Origin of the sequence: Halorussus sp. MSC15.2, assembly GCF_010747475.1 — an archaeon.
Taxonomy (GTDB): Archaea; Halobacteriota; Halobacteria; order Halobacteriales; family Haladaptataceae; genus Halorussus.
Window position 1 is genome coordinate 203432 of record NZ_VSLZ01000003.1, and the last position, 14107, is coordinate 217538.

The window sequence follows — 14107 nt, forward strand, 5'->3', positions numbered from 1 at the left end:
TCGCGGCGGCACGGACCTGTCAGGAGTGACTGCACGGCCCAGAGGACAGCACGGACAGACGGAACGACTTTTTCACTATGAGTAAAGTAGACCAGCAACTCGAGGACCTGCGAGCAGAGATTACGAGCGAGTTACCGAGCGACATCTCGGTGTCGGACGTGAAGTACGAAGGCCCGGAACTGGTCGTGTACACGCGCGACCCCAAGAAGTTCGCCCGGAACGGCGACCTCATCCGGCAGTTGGCGAGCCAGCTCCGAAAGCGCATCACGGTCCGGCCCGACCCCGACGTGCTGTCGCGACCGAAAGACGCCCGGGACGAAGTGCTCGACGTCATCCCGGAGGAGGCCGGTGTGACCGACCTCGACTTCCACGCCGACACGGGCGAGGTCGTCATCGAGGCCGAGAAACCCGGCATGGTCATCGGCAAGCACGGGTCGACCCTCCGAGAGATAACCCAAGAGGTCGGCTGGACGCCCGAAGTCGTCCGCACGCCGCCCATCGAATCCTCCACCGTCTCGAACGTCCGGAACTTCCTGAAACAGGAGCGTGACGACCGCCGCGACATCCTCGAGAAGGTGGGTCGCCAGATTCACCGCGAGGAGATGTCCGACGACGAGTACGTCCGCGTGACGACGCTCGGGTGCTGTCGCGAGGTCGGTCGCGCCTCGTTCATCCTCTCGACGCCCGAGACCCGAATCCTCATCGACTGCGGCGACAAACCGGGTGCCGAAGGCGAAGTGCCGTACCTCCAAGTCGAGGAGGCGCTGGGTGCGGGCGCGAGTACCATCGACGCCGTCGTCCTCACGCACGCCCACCTCGACCACTCGGCGCTCATCCCGCTGCTGTTCAAGTACGGCTACGACGGCCCCATCTACACCACCGAACCGACTCGCGACCTGATGGGCCTGCTCCAGTTGGACTACCTCGACGTGGCGGCCAAGGAAGGCCGCGCGCCGCCCTACGAGTCCGAGATGGTCCGGGAGGCCATCAAGCACACCATCCCGCTTGAGTACGGCGACGTGACCGACATCGCGCCCGACGTGAAACTGACCCTCCACAACGCGGGTCACATCCTCGGGTCGGCGGTCTCGCACTTCCACATCGGCGACGGTCTCTACAACGTCGCGTTCTCGGGCGACATCCACTACGACGACACCCGCCTGTTCAACGGCGCGGTCAACGACTTCCCGCGCGTCGAGACCCTCATCCTCGAATCGACCTACGGCGGCCGCAACGACTACCAGACCGACCAAGAGGACTCCGAGCAGCGACTCAAGGAGGTCATCAACGAGACCTACGAGAAGGGCGGGAAGGTGCTCATCCCCGCCTTCGCGGTGGGTCGGTCCCAAGAGATGATGCTCGTCCTCGAAGAGGCGATGCGGAGCGGCGACATCCCCGAGATGCCGGTCCACCTCGACGGCATGATTTGGGAGGCGACCGCCATCCACACCACCTACCCCGAGTACCTCCGCGACGACCTCCGAGACCGCATCTTCCACGAGGACGAGAACCCCTTCCTCGCCGACCAGTTCAACCACATCGACGGCGGCGAGGAGGAGCGCCGCGAGGTGGCCGACGGCGACCAGTGCATCATCCTCTCGACCTCCGGCATGGTCACCGGCGGCCCCATCATGTCGTGGCTCGAACACATCGGACCCGACCCGGACAGCCGCATGGTGTTCGTCGGCTACCAAGCGCAGGGGACCCTCGGCCGACGCATCCAGAACGGCTGGGACGAGATTCCGATGAACCGCGGCGGCGGCCGCGGCCGCAACGGGAAACTGTCGCTGGAACTCGACGTGGAGACCGTGGACGGCTTCTCCGGCCACGCCGACCGACAGGGTCTGATGAACTTCGTGAAGACGATGAACCCGCGGCCTGAGAAGGTGCTGTGCGTCCACGGCGACGAGTCGAGCGTGCAGGACCTCTCGTCGTCGCTCTATCACGAGTTCAACATGCGGACGTTCGCGCCGAAGAATCTGGAGACGTTCCGGTTCAAGTAGAGAGAGGCGTTCCCGTTCAGTAGACGCCGGCCGGTAGCGCCTCTGTCCGGCACTCGCGCCGGGCGGACCACCGGCGCTGACGGCGCGAGCCTGCTTCTCCGCGGTTTCGCGGTGACGGTGCAGTCGGCGGACGTACCCGGGCCGAGTCGCGACCTATCGCCGACCGACTTAACACGGAGAGTGGCATAGTTCGGGCGAGCGTATGAGGGCTGTTACCGTCACTCTCGCAGTACTGCTGGTCGCGGCGGTCGGCGTCGCGCCCGCACCCGCGCTCGGGCACCGGGATTCGGGCGTCTCCTGCGCGTACGACGAATCGCGGCTGGAGACCTACCAACCGGAGACCGTTATCGACCACCTCGCAGTGAAGCCGACGGCCAGTTACGCCGCCGTCTACTCGTCGCCCGAGCGCCCGACCGACGTCTACGTCTACTTCCTGCGGTACACCCATCAGGAAGGCGTGACCGCCGTGGACAGCCACACCGACGACCACGAACCGGTGTACGTGCTCGTGGACGACCAAACCGGCGAGGTCCGGCGCGTCGTCTTCTCGGCGTCCCACTACGTCAAGGAGACCGGGACGCCGTCGAGTCTCCCGATGAACGGTTCGCACGTCAAACTCCGGGTGGTCGCGCCGTGGCATCAGTACGTTCCGACCACCCAGTCCGGTTCCCGCGTTCGGTTGAAGAACTACTGCGCGGCGGTCGAGCGCTGGCACGCGAACGGGTGGGACGTGTCGGTCGAAGCCACGACCGACCCGTGGACGATGCGCCACCGCGATAGCTGGTGGGCGGACGACTCCGTCGGAGCGTCGATGGCCGAGCGGTACTGGGACGCCCGGCGGTCGCTCGGTGATGCGGTCTCGGACCTCAACGTGAGTTTCCCCGCGCGACAGTCGGGGCAGAAATCGACTGGCTGACGAGACGAGGGAGACGCGGCGGGAAACGCGTCCGTCTTCGAGGTCGGCCTGCTACGTCCCGTCCTTGACCGACGAGGCCCACTCTGGCCACTTCTGGCGCTGGGTCCCGTCGAACGAGGGGTCGCCCGACATGGCCTTTATCGAGCGGGCGTCGTCCAGACTCCAGACGGCCCCGTCCTCGTGGAACAGGCCGTTCAGGACGCCGTGTTTCCGCTGTGCCGGGACGAACGCGGGCTTGACCATCAGCGACCAGAAGAAGTTACCGAACCCGGCCTCGTGAATCAGCGGCGCAAGCGACGAGTAGTTGGAGGACTTCTGGTCCTCCGGCGGTTCGGAGGCGAACCCCGTCGCGTGGCGGACGCGCTGCCACTCCGAGAGCCACACCGGGACGTCCACGTCGTCGGCGATGTCCCTGTTCGACCGGAGCATGTCCTCGTAGACGCCGGGACTCTCGGCGAAGTTGTAGTGGAACTGGAACGCGTCCACGCCCCAGTCGGCGTACGTCGAGTTGTTGGCCATGCTCGTGGACCCGACGGTGAGCGCCACGTCGCCCTGCCGTTCGTCGGCGGTCCCGTACATCCCGCGGGCGAACTGCTGGACGTACGACCGCCAACCGGGTTCGTTCATGATTTCGATGGCCAGCAGGCGGTCGTCGTCCCCGAAGTGGTCCATGAACCACCGGACGTACTCCCGCGGTTCGTCCCACCGCTGCTTGTTCCGCATAATCTTCGAAGACGGTTCGCGCACACCGGTCGCGCTCCGGGGGTCGGTGTCGTTGAGGCGCTGCTTCGTCGGTTCCTTCCCGGCGAAGTCGAACAGGCCGAGCAGCACCTGCTGGCCGTTGTCGTCGGCGGTCGAGAGGAAGTGTTCGACGTTCTTCCGGAGGGTCTCTGGCTCCTCGCGCCACGCTTCGAGGCTCGTCCACGTCCGAATCGCGTTGAGGTTCACCCTGCTGGCGTACCCGAGGTCGCGCTCGACGACGTCCGGGTCGTAGTCGGCCCACTGCTGGTAGAAGTTGAACGCCCTCGCGGGGATGTAAATCGCGCCGCGCACGTCCAGCGGTTCCAACTCGGTCTGGTCGATGCTCAACGCCGTCTCCGCGGGCGAGTTCGCCGTCGCGTCGCCGCGATTCGTCCCGTCCGAACGATTCGTCGTCCGACTGCCGGTCAAGGAGCTACAGCCACCGAATCCGACGAGAGTCGCTGCGGCGCTGGAAGTCAGGAAGGCGCGCCGCGAACAACGGTCCCCCATACACCTGCCACCACAGACGTATCAATAATTGTTGTTGCCTGTTTCGGGAGTGTTTCTCGGCTGGTACGCTATCGGAGTTCGAAATCGAAGCCGTCCGCGCCGGTGGCGTCGTCGCCCGCGACGGCGCTGGCGACGCCCGCGCCGAAGGCGTAGGCGACGGCCCGAGAGCCACCGCGGAGTCGTTCCACCACGCCGCGTTCGGGTTCGAACTCCTCGACGGTCACGTCCTCGACGCCGAGGTCGGCGGCGAGGCGCTCCTCGACCTCTCGCTTGGTGGCGAGTTCGTCCACCAGTCCGATGGACTTGGCGTCCTCGCCGAGGTAGACTCTGGCCTCGGTGTCCCGGACCTGCTCGTCGCTCAGCTCCCGCCCGTCGGTCACGCGCTCGACGAACTCCTCGTAGTAGCCGTCGATGATGCCCTGCAGGTACTCGCGCTCGTCCTCGGTCATCTCCTTGAGCGACTGGCCCGCGTCCTTGTACTCGCCCGCCGCGAGGCGCTCGTACTCCAGTCCGAGTTTGTCGGCCATCCCCTTGGCGTTGACCCGGGACCCGATGACGCCGATGGACCCGACGATGCTCCCCTCGCGGGCGTAGATGTCGTCGCACCCGCTGGCAATCCAGTAGCCGCCGCTGGCGCACACGTCCGTCGCGTAGGCGACCGTCGGCCCGTCGAACCGCTCGGCCGCGAGTCGGATGTCGTCGCTCGGCACCACCTCGCCGCCGGGCGTGTTGAGTCGCAGGAGGAGCGCCTCGGCGTCGCCGTCCTCGTCGGCGCGCTCTATCTGTTCCACGACGTCGTCGGCGGGCGTCCCGCCGGGCCGGGGTGGAATCGTGCTTCCGCCGCCGTCGCGGGTGATGGGACCTTCGACGGCCACCTCCGCCACGTCGTAGTCGCTTATCATCCCCGAGGCGACGCGCCCGGCCGCCCGCGCTCCGAGCGCGCCGGCGACGACCACCAGCACGACGCCGACGAGCCGCGCGAGGTTGCCGTCGGGCACGTCCACGAACAGGAACCACCCGAGCACGACCGCCGCGACCACGCCGAGGAACACGACGGCCGTCTGGAGGACCCGCGAGCTATCGGCCACAGTCACTCACCTCGATAAACTGCATATCACCGAGTGGGGCCGCACGCGCCGTTAAGGCTTCGCTCGGCGACAGTTCTGCTCGCTGCCGGGGAGCGCCCCAGTAAGAAGGCCTCAGAGGACCGCGACCGTGGACCCGACGAGGAAGATGGTCACGAGGAGTCGCCCGACGCTCCCGGCGAACGTCGCCAGCGCGAACTTGACGTAGTCCTCTTCGAGGACCGCGAACGCGTAGATGGAGAGCGTGTCGGGGAAGAACGGAACCGACAGCGCCAGCGCCATCCCGACGTACCCCCACTTCCGGGCGAGTTGGAGCGTCTTGTTCTCGGACCACTCGACCACGTCGAAGCGCGACCGACGGAGGAACCTGATGACGGGTCCCGACTCCTTGGCCTCCTGTCCGATGTGGAACGCGAAGATGCTCCCGGCGGCCTTGCCGACCGCACTGACGAGGATGATGAGCGTGAGGCGCTCGGCCTGCGTCAGACCGAGGTCCAGCGGCGCGGCCAGCACGACCTCGCTCACGCCGGGGAGCGCGAAGGCGATGAGAAACGAGTAGGCGAAGATGATGGCGAGACCGACCCACCCGGTCGTCGTCTCGACGGCGTGTTGCAGCCATTCGAACGACCCGAGGGCGAGGCCGTCGAGCAACGCGAGGAGTGGGAAACCGAACACAGTCGGATAGAGGCCGAAGCACGGTTATGAGCTTTTTGTCTCGCCACAGGTGAGTCCGGTGACAGGACGCGTCTCGGAACGGCGTCCGGCGCGGCGAACAGACTCATCCCTATCCGGACGTTACTCGGTTGCATGTTCGACCACGACTACACGCTGGTCGCGCACCCACGACTCCGCGCGGAACTCTCCTACCGGAGCGACGACGGTGACCTCGCGGCCGCGACCGTCCGCCTCGACTACCGACGAGACGAACTCTGGACCGACGACGGAGCGGCGGTATCGCTGCCCGAACAGGCCGAGGTCTCCGGCGTCGAGTGGCAGGGTCTCTCGATTTCGCTGTATCGGGACGGCGAGCGCGTGTTGGCCCGCGAGGTCCCCAGTTCGCTGGTCTCGAACGCCGCGAACGCGGTGGACGCCGCCGAGACGGTCGCGCCAGCGCTGGTCCGTCGCGGCCGGGACGCCGCGAAGCGAATCACCGGCAAGCGGTCGGGCGGTCGGGTCGAGATGAGCCAACTCGACGGTTCGACGGTCGAGGCGCACGCCCCGCCCGCGAAGGCCACTTTCGAGGTGTACGAGGGGAAAGACGAGAAGTGGCGCTGGCGACTCGTCCACGACAACGGGAACGTCATCGCCGACTCGGGGCAGGGCTACTCCTCGAAACGGAGCGCCGAGAAGGGCCTGCGGAGCGTCAAGCGCAACGCGCTCGGCGCACCGGTCGAACCGGTCGGCGGCGACACCGAACGCGACGTGCGGTCGGGGGCGGACGCCGAGAGTGGACCGGACTCGGGGACCGAGAGCGAACCGGGAAGCGACGCCGAATCGGGGTCGGGCGGCGACGCCGAATCCGCCGAGTCCTGAGCGTCGGGACTCCGGTTCGCTGACCGCAGAGTCGAGGTCACGATTCGGGGTAGAACACGTAGGAGTGTCGAGCGTCCACGTCGTACAGCAGGGTGCCCTCCGGCATCCGGAGGAGTCGCCACGAGAGGTAGAGGTCTCCGATTGCGCCCGAGGTGTTCACTACGAGCACGAGGAACGCCGCGAGCGCCACCGGGAGCGGCCCGGTGAGCAGCGGCGTCAGGGCGACCGTGAACACCGCGAGCGGTGCGAGCGCGACCGCGACGTTATCGCGGCGCGTCTGGAACTGGCCGAAGGCGGCGGCGTACGCCGCGCCCATGTTGAGCGCGAGTCCGTACTCGACTCGATAGCCCAGCAGGTGGTAGACCAGTCCGTGGACCAGTTCGTGGACGACGACGGTCGCGACCGACAGCGCGGCGACGACGCCGATTCCGGCCGGTCCCACGGTGAACTCGACGGGCGTCCCGCCGCGGAGCGCGTGCATCAGCCTGCCGAAACCGGCGACCGCGAGGACGAACAGCACCAGCGACCCCGCGGACAGCCACAGCCCCGGATAGGAGAACTCGGTCGGGTCGCCGTAGCCCTCGGGCGATTCGGGCGGGCCGGGCGTCGGCGTGGCGGGCGGCGTGTCGGAAGCGGGCCGGGCGGAGGGACGATTGGTCATCGCCCCGACAGACGGCGGACGGACGGAAAACAGTTTATCCCCGAATCGCTCCGTCAGAGCGCGTCGAGGTCGGCCACGAACGATTCGAGCATCTCGCGGGTGACGTGGGGCATGCAGACCACCCGAAGCTCTCCGGACGCGGTGGGCGAGACCCGCCACCCCTCCGACCGGAGCGTCTCTATCTCCTCGCGCGGGATTTCGGCCGCGACCAGCGGCAGGACCGGGTCCACGACCGAGTAGCCCCGCGATTCGAGGGCGTCGGCCACCCACTCGGCGTTCGCCTGCCCGCGCTCGTAGTTCTCGCGGTAGCCCTCGGGCCACAGCGCCTCCATGGCGGCGTGGGCGCCCGCAACGCCCGCGCCGCTCCGGGTCCCGGTCAGGGTTGCCTGCGAGGTGGATTCGAGGTACGGCGTATCGACCGCGAGCGCGTCCAGAATCGCCTCGTCGCGCGCGAGGAAGCCCCCGGCGGGCACCGGCGCGCGGCCCATCTTGTGCGGGTCGATGGCCATGGTATCGACCGGCGCGTCCTCGAAGTTCCACGCCCAGTCGGTGAACGGGAGGACGAACCCGCCCCACGCCGCGTCCACGTGGAGGAGCGCGTCCGCGTCGGCGGCCGCGTCCGCGAGCGCCGGAATCGGGTCCACCCGGCCGTACTCGGTGGTCCCGGCCACGCCCACCACGAGCGCGGTGTCCTCGTCGGCGAGTCGCCGGACGTCCGCGAGGTCCGCGCGGCGGTCGTCGTCGGTCGCGGCGAGGCGCAACTCCACGTCGAGCACGTCGGCGGCCTTCTGGAAACTGAAGTGGGCGCTCTCGGGTGCGACGACGTTCGGGTCGGGCGAGTCGGCGAGGTTCCGGGCCGCGCGCACGGCCTGCAGGTTGGCCTCGGTCCCGCCGCTGGCGACGTAGCCGTTGGGGTCGGCCAGCCCCGTCATCTCGCCGAGCATCTCGACCGCCTCGCGCTCCAACTCGGCGACCGCGGGGTAGGTCGTGGGGTCGCCGGGGTTGTCCGCGAGGTATCTGGCGGCGGCCTCGCGGGCGTCGGGGTGGGGTTCGGTACACATCGACGAGAGGACCCGCCCGAAGTCTTGGGGCGCTCGCTGCATGCTCGGTAAATTTTGTCGGGAGCGTTTATCGGTTCTGTTCTCGTTCTCCCGCGAGACGCGCCGAGCGAGTCGCGCCGCGGGCCTGTGGAGTCGAGAAGCGCCCCCGACCGACTCCGGCGACTTCGGGCCGGTATCCCTATGCCGAACGCTACCGTGAGTCAATCAGAGCCATGGAGGAGTCTTCGTCACGGGAGATAGCACTCACCGGCAGCGAGACCAGCACCGTGCTGGAGGCGCTCGAACACCACGAATCGGGCGCGACCGACGCCACCGAAGCCGAACTCGACGACCTCGAATCGCGGTTCGACCGCGACCTCGACGCGGGCGAGGCCGCCGAGGTCGAACTCACGCGGGCCGACGCCCACGTCGTCCTCTCGGCGCTGGAGGAGCGCGAACCCCTGACGAGCGGCCGCGACCTTGAGAAGTTGCTGGCGCTTCGCGGTCGGTTCGCCGAGGCGTTCGACTTCGAGGACCGCGTCCCCGACGGGGCGGAACCGATGGAGGACGAACGCTACCCCGGCGGGACGTAGCCGAGTCTTCGCGACGGTAGAGAGAACTCGTGGCGGCGGCAGAGAGGAAGAGCTTCAGGCCTCGACGGTCAGTTCGGCCTCGCGGAGCGCCTCCTCGGCGGAGCGTCCGTCGTGGACGACCGCGGCGACCGCCCGCGCGATGGCTTCCGGGTCGTCGTGTTGGAAGATGGACCGACCCATCGAAACGCCCGCCGCGCCCGCGTCCATCGCGCCGCGGACCGCGTCGAGGGTCGCACGGTCGCCCTCGGGTTCGCCGCCCGCGATGATGACCGGCTTGGCGGTCGATTCCACGACGCGCTCGAAGCTCTCGGCGTCGCCGCTGTAGGCGGTCTTCACGAGGTCCGCGCCGACCTCCTCGGCGAGTCGGACCGCGTGGCCGAGGCTCTCGGCGTCGTGTTCGTCCACGCCCGGGCCGCGGGCGTACGCCATCGCCAGCACGGGCATCCCGTAGTCGTCGGCGTCGTCGGTGACCTCGGCGAGTTCCTCAACCTGTTCGCGCTCGTACTTGCTCCCGACGTTGATGTGGAACGAGACGGCGTCCGCGCCCGCCCGGACCGCCTCCTTGACGGTCCCGGTCATCCGCTTGTCGTTGCTGTCTGGACCGATAGTGGTCGAGGCGTTGAGGTGGACGAGGTAGCCCGCGCCGTTCTTGTTCGGGTGGACGCGGGGTGCGATGCCCTTCTGCGTGAGGACGGAGTCCGCGCCGCCGCGGGTCACCGCGTCGATGGTCGATTCGATGTCCACGAGACCCTCGACGGCCCCGAGTGTGATGCCGTGGTCCATCGGGACCATTACGTACTTCCTGTCTGTGCCGATTCGGTCGAGTCGTGCTCGGATTCCGGCGGTCATAGTATGTGAAACTGTGGCAAGTGGTGGTTAAGTTCGTTCTGGTTCCGGTACTTTCTCGCCGCCTTCCACCGCGCCCTCCTTGAGTTCGCGGGCCTTGGCTTCGAGGCGGTCGGCGACTGACTCCCCTTTCGCAACGATGTCCACGAACGCGCTCCCGACGACGACGCCGTCCGCGCCGCCCGCGACGATTTCCCGGGCGTGTTCGCGCTCGCTGATGCCGAACCCGACGGCCTTCGGCAGGTCGGTCCCGGAGAGTCGGTCGAGGCTGACGTGGGTCTCGCTGCTCACGTCCGAGCGCGCACCGGTCGTGCCCAGTCGACCCTGCACGTAGACGAACCCGGACGCGCGGTCGAGCATCCGGGCGAGGCGCTCGTCGGTGGTGGTCGGCGCGACGATGAACACGAGGTCGAGTCCGTGGGCCTCGCAGGCCTCCTTCAGGGGGTCGCTCTCGTCCACCGGCAGGTCCGGGACGACGAGTCCCGAGATGCCCGCCTCGGCGGCGGCCTCCACGAAGGGTTCCACGCCGTCCCGTCCCTTCCGGGAGCCGTACTGATAGATGAGATTGTAGTAGGTCATGCAGACCAGCGGCACGTCCACGTCCTCCGAGAGGTCGGCCACGAGGTCGAAGTACCTGTCGGGGGTCATCCCGGCGTCGAGCGCCCGGCGGATGGCCTGCTGGATGGTCGGCCCCTCCGCGATGGGTTCGGAGAAGGGCAGGCCCAGTTCCACCACGTCCGTCCCGCCGCGGACGAGCGCCCGGACGTACTCCTTGGTCGATTCGGCGTCGGGGTCGCCCGCCGCCACGTACGAGACCAGCGCGGGGTCGTCGGCGAAGGCGGCCTCGATGTCGCTCTCGCCGGACCCTTCGGTCTCACTGGCCATTCTCGAACACCTCCATCGCGGGGGCCGCGTCGATGTCGCGCTTCTCGCTCTCCTCGATGACCGTGTCGAGGTCCTTGTCGCCCCGTCCCGAGACGTTGACGACGACGAGATCGCCCAGTTCCTCGGGACTCTCCTCCAAGTACGCCAGCGCGTGACTCGACTCCAGCGCGGGGATGATGCCCTCCAGCTTCGAGAGCCGGTGGAACGCTTCGAGTGCGGCGTCGTCGCCGACGTTGACGGGCGTCACGCGGCCCTCGTCGGCGAGGTAGGCCAGTTCCGGGCCGACCCCGGAGTAGTCGAGTCCCGCGCTCACGCTGTGGGATTCCAGAATCTGACCGTCGGGATTCTGGAGGAGTTTGGTGCGCGCGCCGTGGAGGACGCCCTCGTCGCCCGTCGAGAGCGACGCCGAGTGGGGCGCGAGACCCTCCTCCTCGTCGATGGTCAGCGAGGACCCGCCGGCTTCCACGGCCACGAGGTCCACGTCTTCGTCGCCGACGAACTCGTGGAACGCCCCCATCGTGTTCGACCCGCCCCCGGCGCAGGCGACCACGCTGTCGGGGAGTCGCCCGGCCCGTTCCCGAATCTGTTCGCGGGCCTCCTCGGAGATGACCGACTGGAAGTCCCTGACCATCTTCGGGAACGGGTGGGGACCGACGACGACCCGATGACGTAGTGGGTGTCCTCGACGTTGGTCGCCCAATCGCGCATCGTCTCGTTGATGGCCTCCTTCAGCGTCCCCGACCCGATTTCCACCGGGTTCACCTCGGCGTCGTGGATGCGCATCCGGAAGACGTTGGGGCGCTGTCGGTTGATGTCGGTCCGGCCCATGTATATCTCGCAGTCGATGCCGAGGTGCGCGCACGCCATCGCGGTCGCGGTGCCGTGCTGGCCCGCGCCCGTCTCGGCCACGATGCGCTCTTTGCCCATGTACTTCGCCAGCAGGACCTGCCCGAGCGCGTTGTTCAACTTGTGCGCGCCGCCGTGGAGCAGGTCCTCGCGCTTGAGGTAGACCTCCCGGTCGTACCGCTCCGAGAGTCGGTCCGCGCGCTGGAGCGGCGTGGGTCGCCCGCCGAACTCCCGCAGGCGCTCGCGGAACTCGTCCACGAACCCGTCCTCGTTGTCGAGAACGTATCGCTCGTAGGCGTCTGTCAACTCCTCGATGGCGGGCATCAACGCCTCTGGGACGTACTGGCCGCCGTAGTCGCCGAACTTTGATTCGCTACTCATGTCTGTGTCACCTCTGGGTCCGCGCTCGCGTCAACCGCCGCGTGTTCTCCGTGACTGTTTCGAGAGACTCGGTCTCTCGGTCCTCGGAGGAAGACTCCGAGACGCCGTCCATTATCGCGCTCCCGACGAGCAGGCCGTCGGCCCCCGCCTCGACCATCCGGCGGGCGTCGCCGGGCGAACCGATACCGCTCTCCGCGACGAGGGTCACGTCGCCGGGCGCTTGGGGCGCGACCGTCTCGAAGGTTTCGAGGTCCACCTCCAACTTCGCCAAGTCGCGGTTGTTCACGCCGATTAGCTCCGCGCCCGCCGCGACCGCTCGCTCCAACTCCGCGGCGTCGTGGACCTCCACGAGCGGTTGGAACCCGCGCGCCTCCGCGGCCGCCACGAGGTCGGCGAGGTCATCATCTTCTCGCGGGCAGGGAGACGGCTCTGCCGTCTCTTCCGAGGCGGTTACACCGCCTCGCGGCCCGCTCGAATGGTCCGCGGAGCTCCGCTCCGCGCTACCCACGAACCGGGCGATGAGCAGGACCACGTCGGCCGCCACGGTGTCGAGTTGGCTCTCGCGCACGACGAAGTCCTTCCGGAGGACCGGCACGTCCACGGTCTCGCGGATTCGCCGCAGGTTCTCGGGCGACCCCCCGAAGTGGTCCGGTTCGGTCAGCACCGAGAGCGCGGCCGCGCCGCCATCCACCATGCGCTCGGCCAGTTCCACGGGGTCGGCGTCTCGGGTCCCGTCGGTCGTCGGACTCGTGGGCTTCACCTCTGCGATGACCGGGACGCGTCCGTCGGTCTCCGCCCGCGAGAGGGCCGCGGGGAGCGACCGAGCATCGACCGAGAGCGGCCCGCCCTCCGGGTCGCCGCGGGCCTCCGCGGACCGGAGGATGGACGCGACCGCGGGCGCGAGTTCCTCGCTATCGTTCATCGTTGTGCATCAACGGACGGAATTGTACATAAGGCTTGCGTCTACCCGGACCCCGGTCGGGGAACGGCGAAACCCCGAATCAGAATTAGAACCGCCGGGACTGCGGAACGCTCGGAGAACAGGGAGTCACGCCGACGAATTCGAAATCGACGTCGGGTCGGCGGTCGGCGACGGGAGGTCGGCCATCTCGCTCGCGTGTCGGCGTCGCAGCGACTCGTACCGCGCGACGAACCGGGCGAACGCCTCGTTCGACCGGCGCTCCTCCGCCGACGTCACGGCGCGGAGTACCCGGTACTTCTCCGCGAGCGCCGCGCAGGTCCGGACCGCCGGGTCGGCCGAGGAGAGCGCCGCGAACCGGTCGATAGTCGCGCGAAACTGGTCGCGGGAGACGGGTTTTCGGAGGTACACGTCCACGGGCACGTCCGCGAGGTCGACGGTCGGGGTCGCGCTGGTGACGAATCCGGTGAAGCGGTTCTCGTCGGCGAGACGCGCGACCAACTCGCGTCCGGTCGCGTCGGGCAGTCGCCGCTCGGTCAACACCGCGTCGAACTCCTCGCCGACCGTGGCGAGCGCCGCCTCGGCGTCCGCGACGGCCGACACCGTTCCGACCTCCGAACACCACTCGTCGTAGAGCGCGCGGAGCGTCGGGTCGGCGTCGACGAGTAGAACTGTCGGTCGGGATTCACGTCCACCCATAATTCCGACCACGCGGTCTCCGAATGATAAACCCCGGCGGCTGTTCCCACCTCCGGGAATCACCTTACAACATTTGGGTGACAGAAAATAAGGTCCCGACGTGGCCGAAGAAGGTACCCCCGAGGCTGTCTTAGAACTGTTGGACGGGTACACCTGCGCGATTCTGTCCGCGGCGAGTTCGCGTCCGGTGTCCGCCAAGTCGATACACGAGGCGTTCGGCGTCCCCGACTCGACGCTGTACCGCCGTCTGCCGCGACTCGTCGAGCGCGGGCTACTGACCGAGCGGACTCGCATCGACGACGACGGCAATCACTACCGAGTGTACGAGTCCCGCATCGAGCGAGTCGTCTTCGAGGTCGCCGACGGCACGGCGACCGCCCGGGTCTCGGTGGTAGACGACGACCGGACTCGGGTCGAGACGTGGCGGTTCGACTGACGGACGCTCGCGG

At 68.1% G+C, this 14107-nt stretch carries 14 protein-coding genes and 1 pseudogene; 5 read left to right on the plus strand and 10 right to left on the minus strand.

All coding sequences use genetic code 11. From position 1 onward, the window contains the following. Positions 1 to 77 precede the first annotated feature (77 nt). Positions 78 to 2003, plus strand: a complete 1926-nt coding sequence (locus FXF75_RS12320) for a beta-CASP ribonuclease aCPSF1 (protein WP_163522184.1) — start codon at positions 78 to 80, stop codon at positions 2001 to 2003. A gap of 202 nt (positions 2004 to 2205) precedes the next feature. Then, positions 2206 to 2919 (plus strand): hypothetical protein, encoded by a 714-nt coding sequence (locus FXF75_RS12325; RefSeq protein ID WP_163522185.1) that lies wholly within the window; start codon positions 2206 to 2208, stop codon positions 2917 to 2919. A gap of 51 nt (positions 2920 to 2970) precedes the next feature. Here the strand turns inward: FXF75_RS12325 and FXF75_RS12330 are convergent, their stop codons facing one another. The 3 genes from FXF75_RS12330 to FXF75_RS12340 all read right to left on the minus strand — a co-directional run bounded on the left by FXF75_RS12330 (position 2971) and on the right by FXF75_RS12340 (position 5930). Then, positions 2971 to 4170, minus strand: coding sequence for a glycoside hydrolase family 5 protein (locus FXF75_RS12330; RefSeq protein ID WP_240334640.1), 1200 nt, complete (start codon positions 4168 to 4170; stop codon positions 2971 to 2973). Positions 4171 to 4238: 68 nt separating this feature from the next. After that, positions 4239 to 5258 (minus strand): signal peptide peptidase SppA, encoded by a 1020-nt coding sequence (sppA, locus tag FXF75_RS12335; RefSeq protein ID WP_163522186.1) that lies wholly within the window; start codon positions 5256 to 5258, stop codon positions 4239 to 4241. Between the two features lie 111 nt (positions 5259 to 5369). Continuing rightward, positions 5370 to 5930 carry a VTT domain-containing protein gene (locus tag FXF75_RS12340; RefSeq protein WP_163522187.1) on the minus strand — a complete coding sequence of 187 codons (561 nt, stop codon included), beginning with the start codon at positions 5928 to 5930 and terminating at the stop codon, positions 5370 to 5372. Positions 5931 to 6062: 132 nt separating this feature from the next. Here FXF75_RS12340 and FXF75_RS12345 point away from each other — a divergent pair, with 132 nt between their 5' ends. Then, complete coding sequence (locus FXF75_RS12345; protein WP_163522188.1) at positions 6063 to 6788, plus strand: HVO_2922 family protein; 726 nt, start codon at positions 6063 to 6065, stop codon at positions 6786 to 6788. Between the two features lie 37 nt (positions 6789 to 6825). Here FXF75_RS12345 and FXF75_RS12350 read toward each other — a convergent pair whose 3' ends face one another. Together FXF75_RS12350 and mfnA are read right to left on the minus strand one after the other, a co-directional pair. Beyond that, the gene (locus FXF75_RS12350; protein WP_163522189.1) at positions 6826 to 7449 is read right to left on the minus strand and encodes a DUF3267 domain-containing protein; all 624 of its coding nucleotides are present in this window, start codon (positions 7447 to 7449) and stop codon (positions 6826 to 6828) included. A 53-nt stretch (positions 7450 to 7502) separates the two neighbouring features. Next, the gene (gene mfnA / locus FXF75_RS12355; RefSeq protein ID WP_163522190.1) at positions 7503 to 8552 is read right to left on the minus strand and encodes a tyrosine decarboxylase MfnA; all 1050 of its coding nucleotides are present in this window, start codon (positions 8550 to 8552) and stop codon (positions 7503 to 7505) included. Positions 8553 to 8722: 170 nt separating this feature from the next. On the opposite strand from mfnA, the gene FXF75_RS12360 reads away from it, so the two are divergent. After that, positions 8723 to 9082 carry a hypothetical protein gene (locus tag FXF75_RS12360; RefSeq protein ID WP_163522191.1) on the plus strand — a complete coding sequence of 120 codons (360 nt, stop codon included), beginning with the start codon at positions 8723 to 8725 and terminating at the stop codon, positions 9080 to 9082. A 54-nt stretch (positions 9083 to 9136) separates the two neighbouring features. On the opposite strand, the gene FXF75_RS12365 is transcribed toward FXF75_RS12360, so the two are convergent. The 5 genes and pseudogenes from FXF75_RS12365 to FXF75_RS12385 all read right to left on the minus strand — a co-directional run bounded on the left by FXF75_RS12365 (position 9137) and on the right by FXF75_RS12385 (position 13658). Beyond that, a complete protein-coding gene (locus tag FXF75_RS12365; protein WP_163522192.1) occupies positions 9137 to 9931 on the minus strand; it encodes a 2-amino-3,7-dideoxy-D-threo-hept-6-ulosonate synthase in 795 nt (264 codons plus the stop codon). A 27-nt stretch (positions 9932 to 9958) separates the two neighbouring features. Continuing rightward, positions 9959 to 10813, minus strand: coding sequence for a tryptophan synthase subunit alpha (trpA, locus tag FXF75_RS12370; protein WP_163522193.1), 855 nt, complete (start codon positions 10811 to 10813; stop codon positions 9959 to 9961). After that, positions 10803 to 12040, minus strand: a pseudogene (trpB, locus tag FXF75_RS12375) (tryptophan synthase subunit beta). The gene trpA and the pseudogene trpB overlap by 11 nt, the downstream one beginning before the upstream one ends. 7 nt (positions 12041 to 12047) lie before the next feature. Further along, the gene (locus FXF75_RS12380) at positions 12048 to 12962 is read right to left on the minus strand and encodes an indole-3-glycerol-phosphate synthase (RefSeq protein WP_163522194.1); all 915 of its coding nucleotides are present in this window, start codon (positions 12960 to 12962) and stop codon (positions 12048 to 12050) included. 126 nt (positions 12963 to 13088) lie between these two features. Further along, positions 13089 to 13658, minus strand: coding sequence for a HalX domain-containing protein (locus FXF75_RS12385; RefSeq protein WP_163522195.1), 570 nt, complete (start codon positions 13656 to 13658; stop codon positions 13089 to 13091). Between the two features lie 100 nt (positions 13659 to 13758). On the opposite strand from FXF75_RS12385, the gene FXF75_RS12390 reads away from it, so the two are divergent. Beyond that, a complete protein-coding gene (locus tag FXF75_RS12390; protein WP_163522196.1) occupies positions 13759 to 14094 on the plus strand; it encodes a helix-turn-helix domain-containing protein in 336 nt (111 codons plus the stop codon). Positions 14095 to 14107 lie beyond the last annotated feature (13 nt).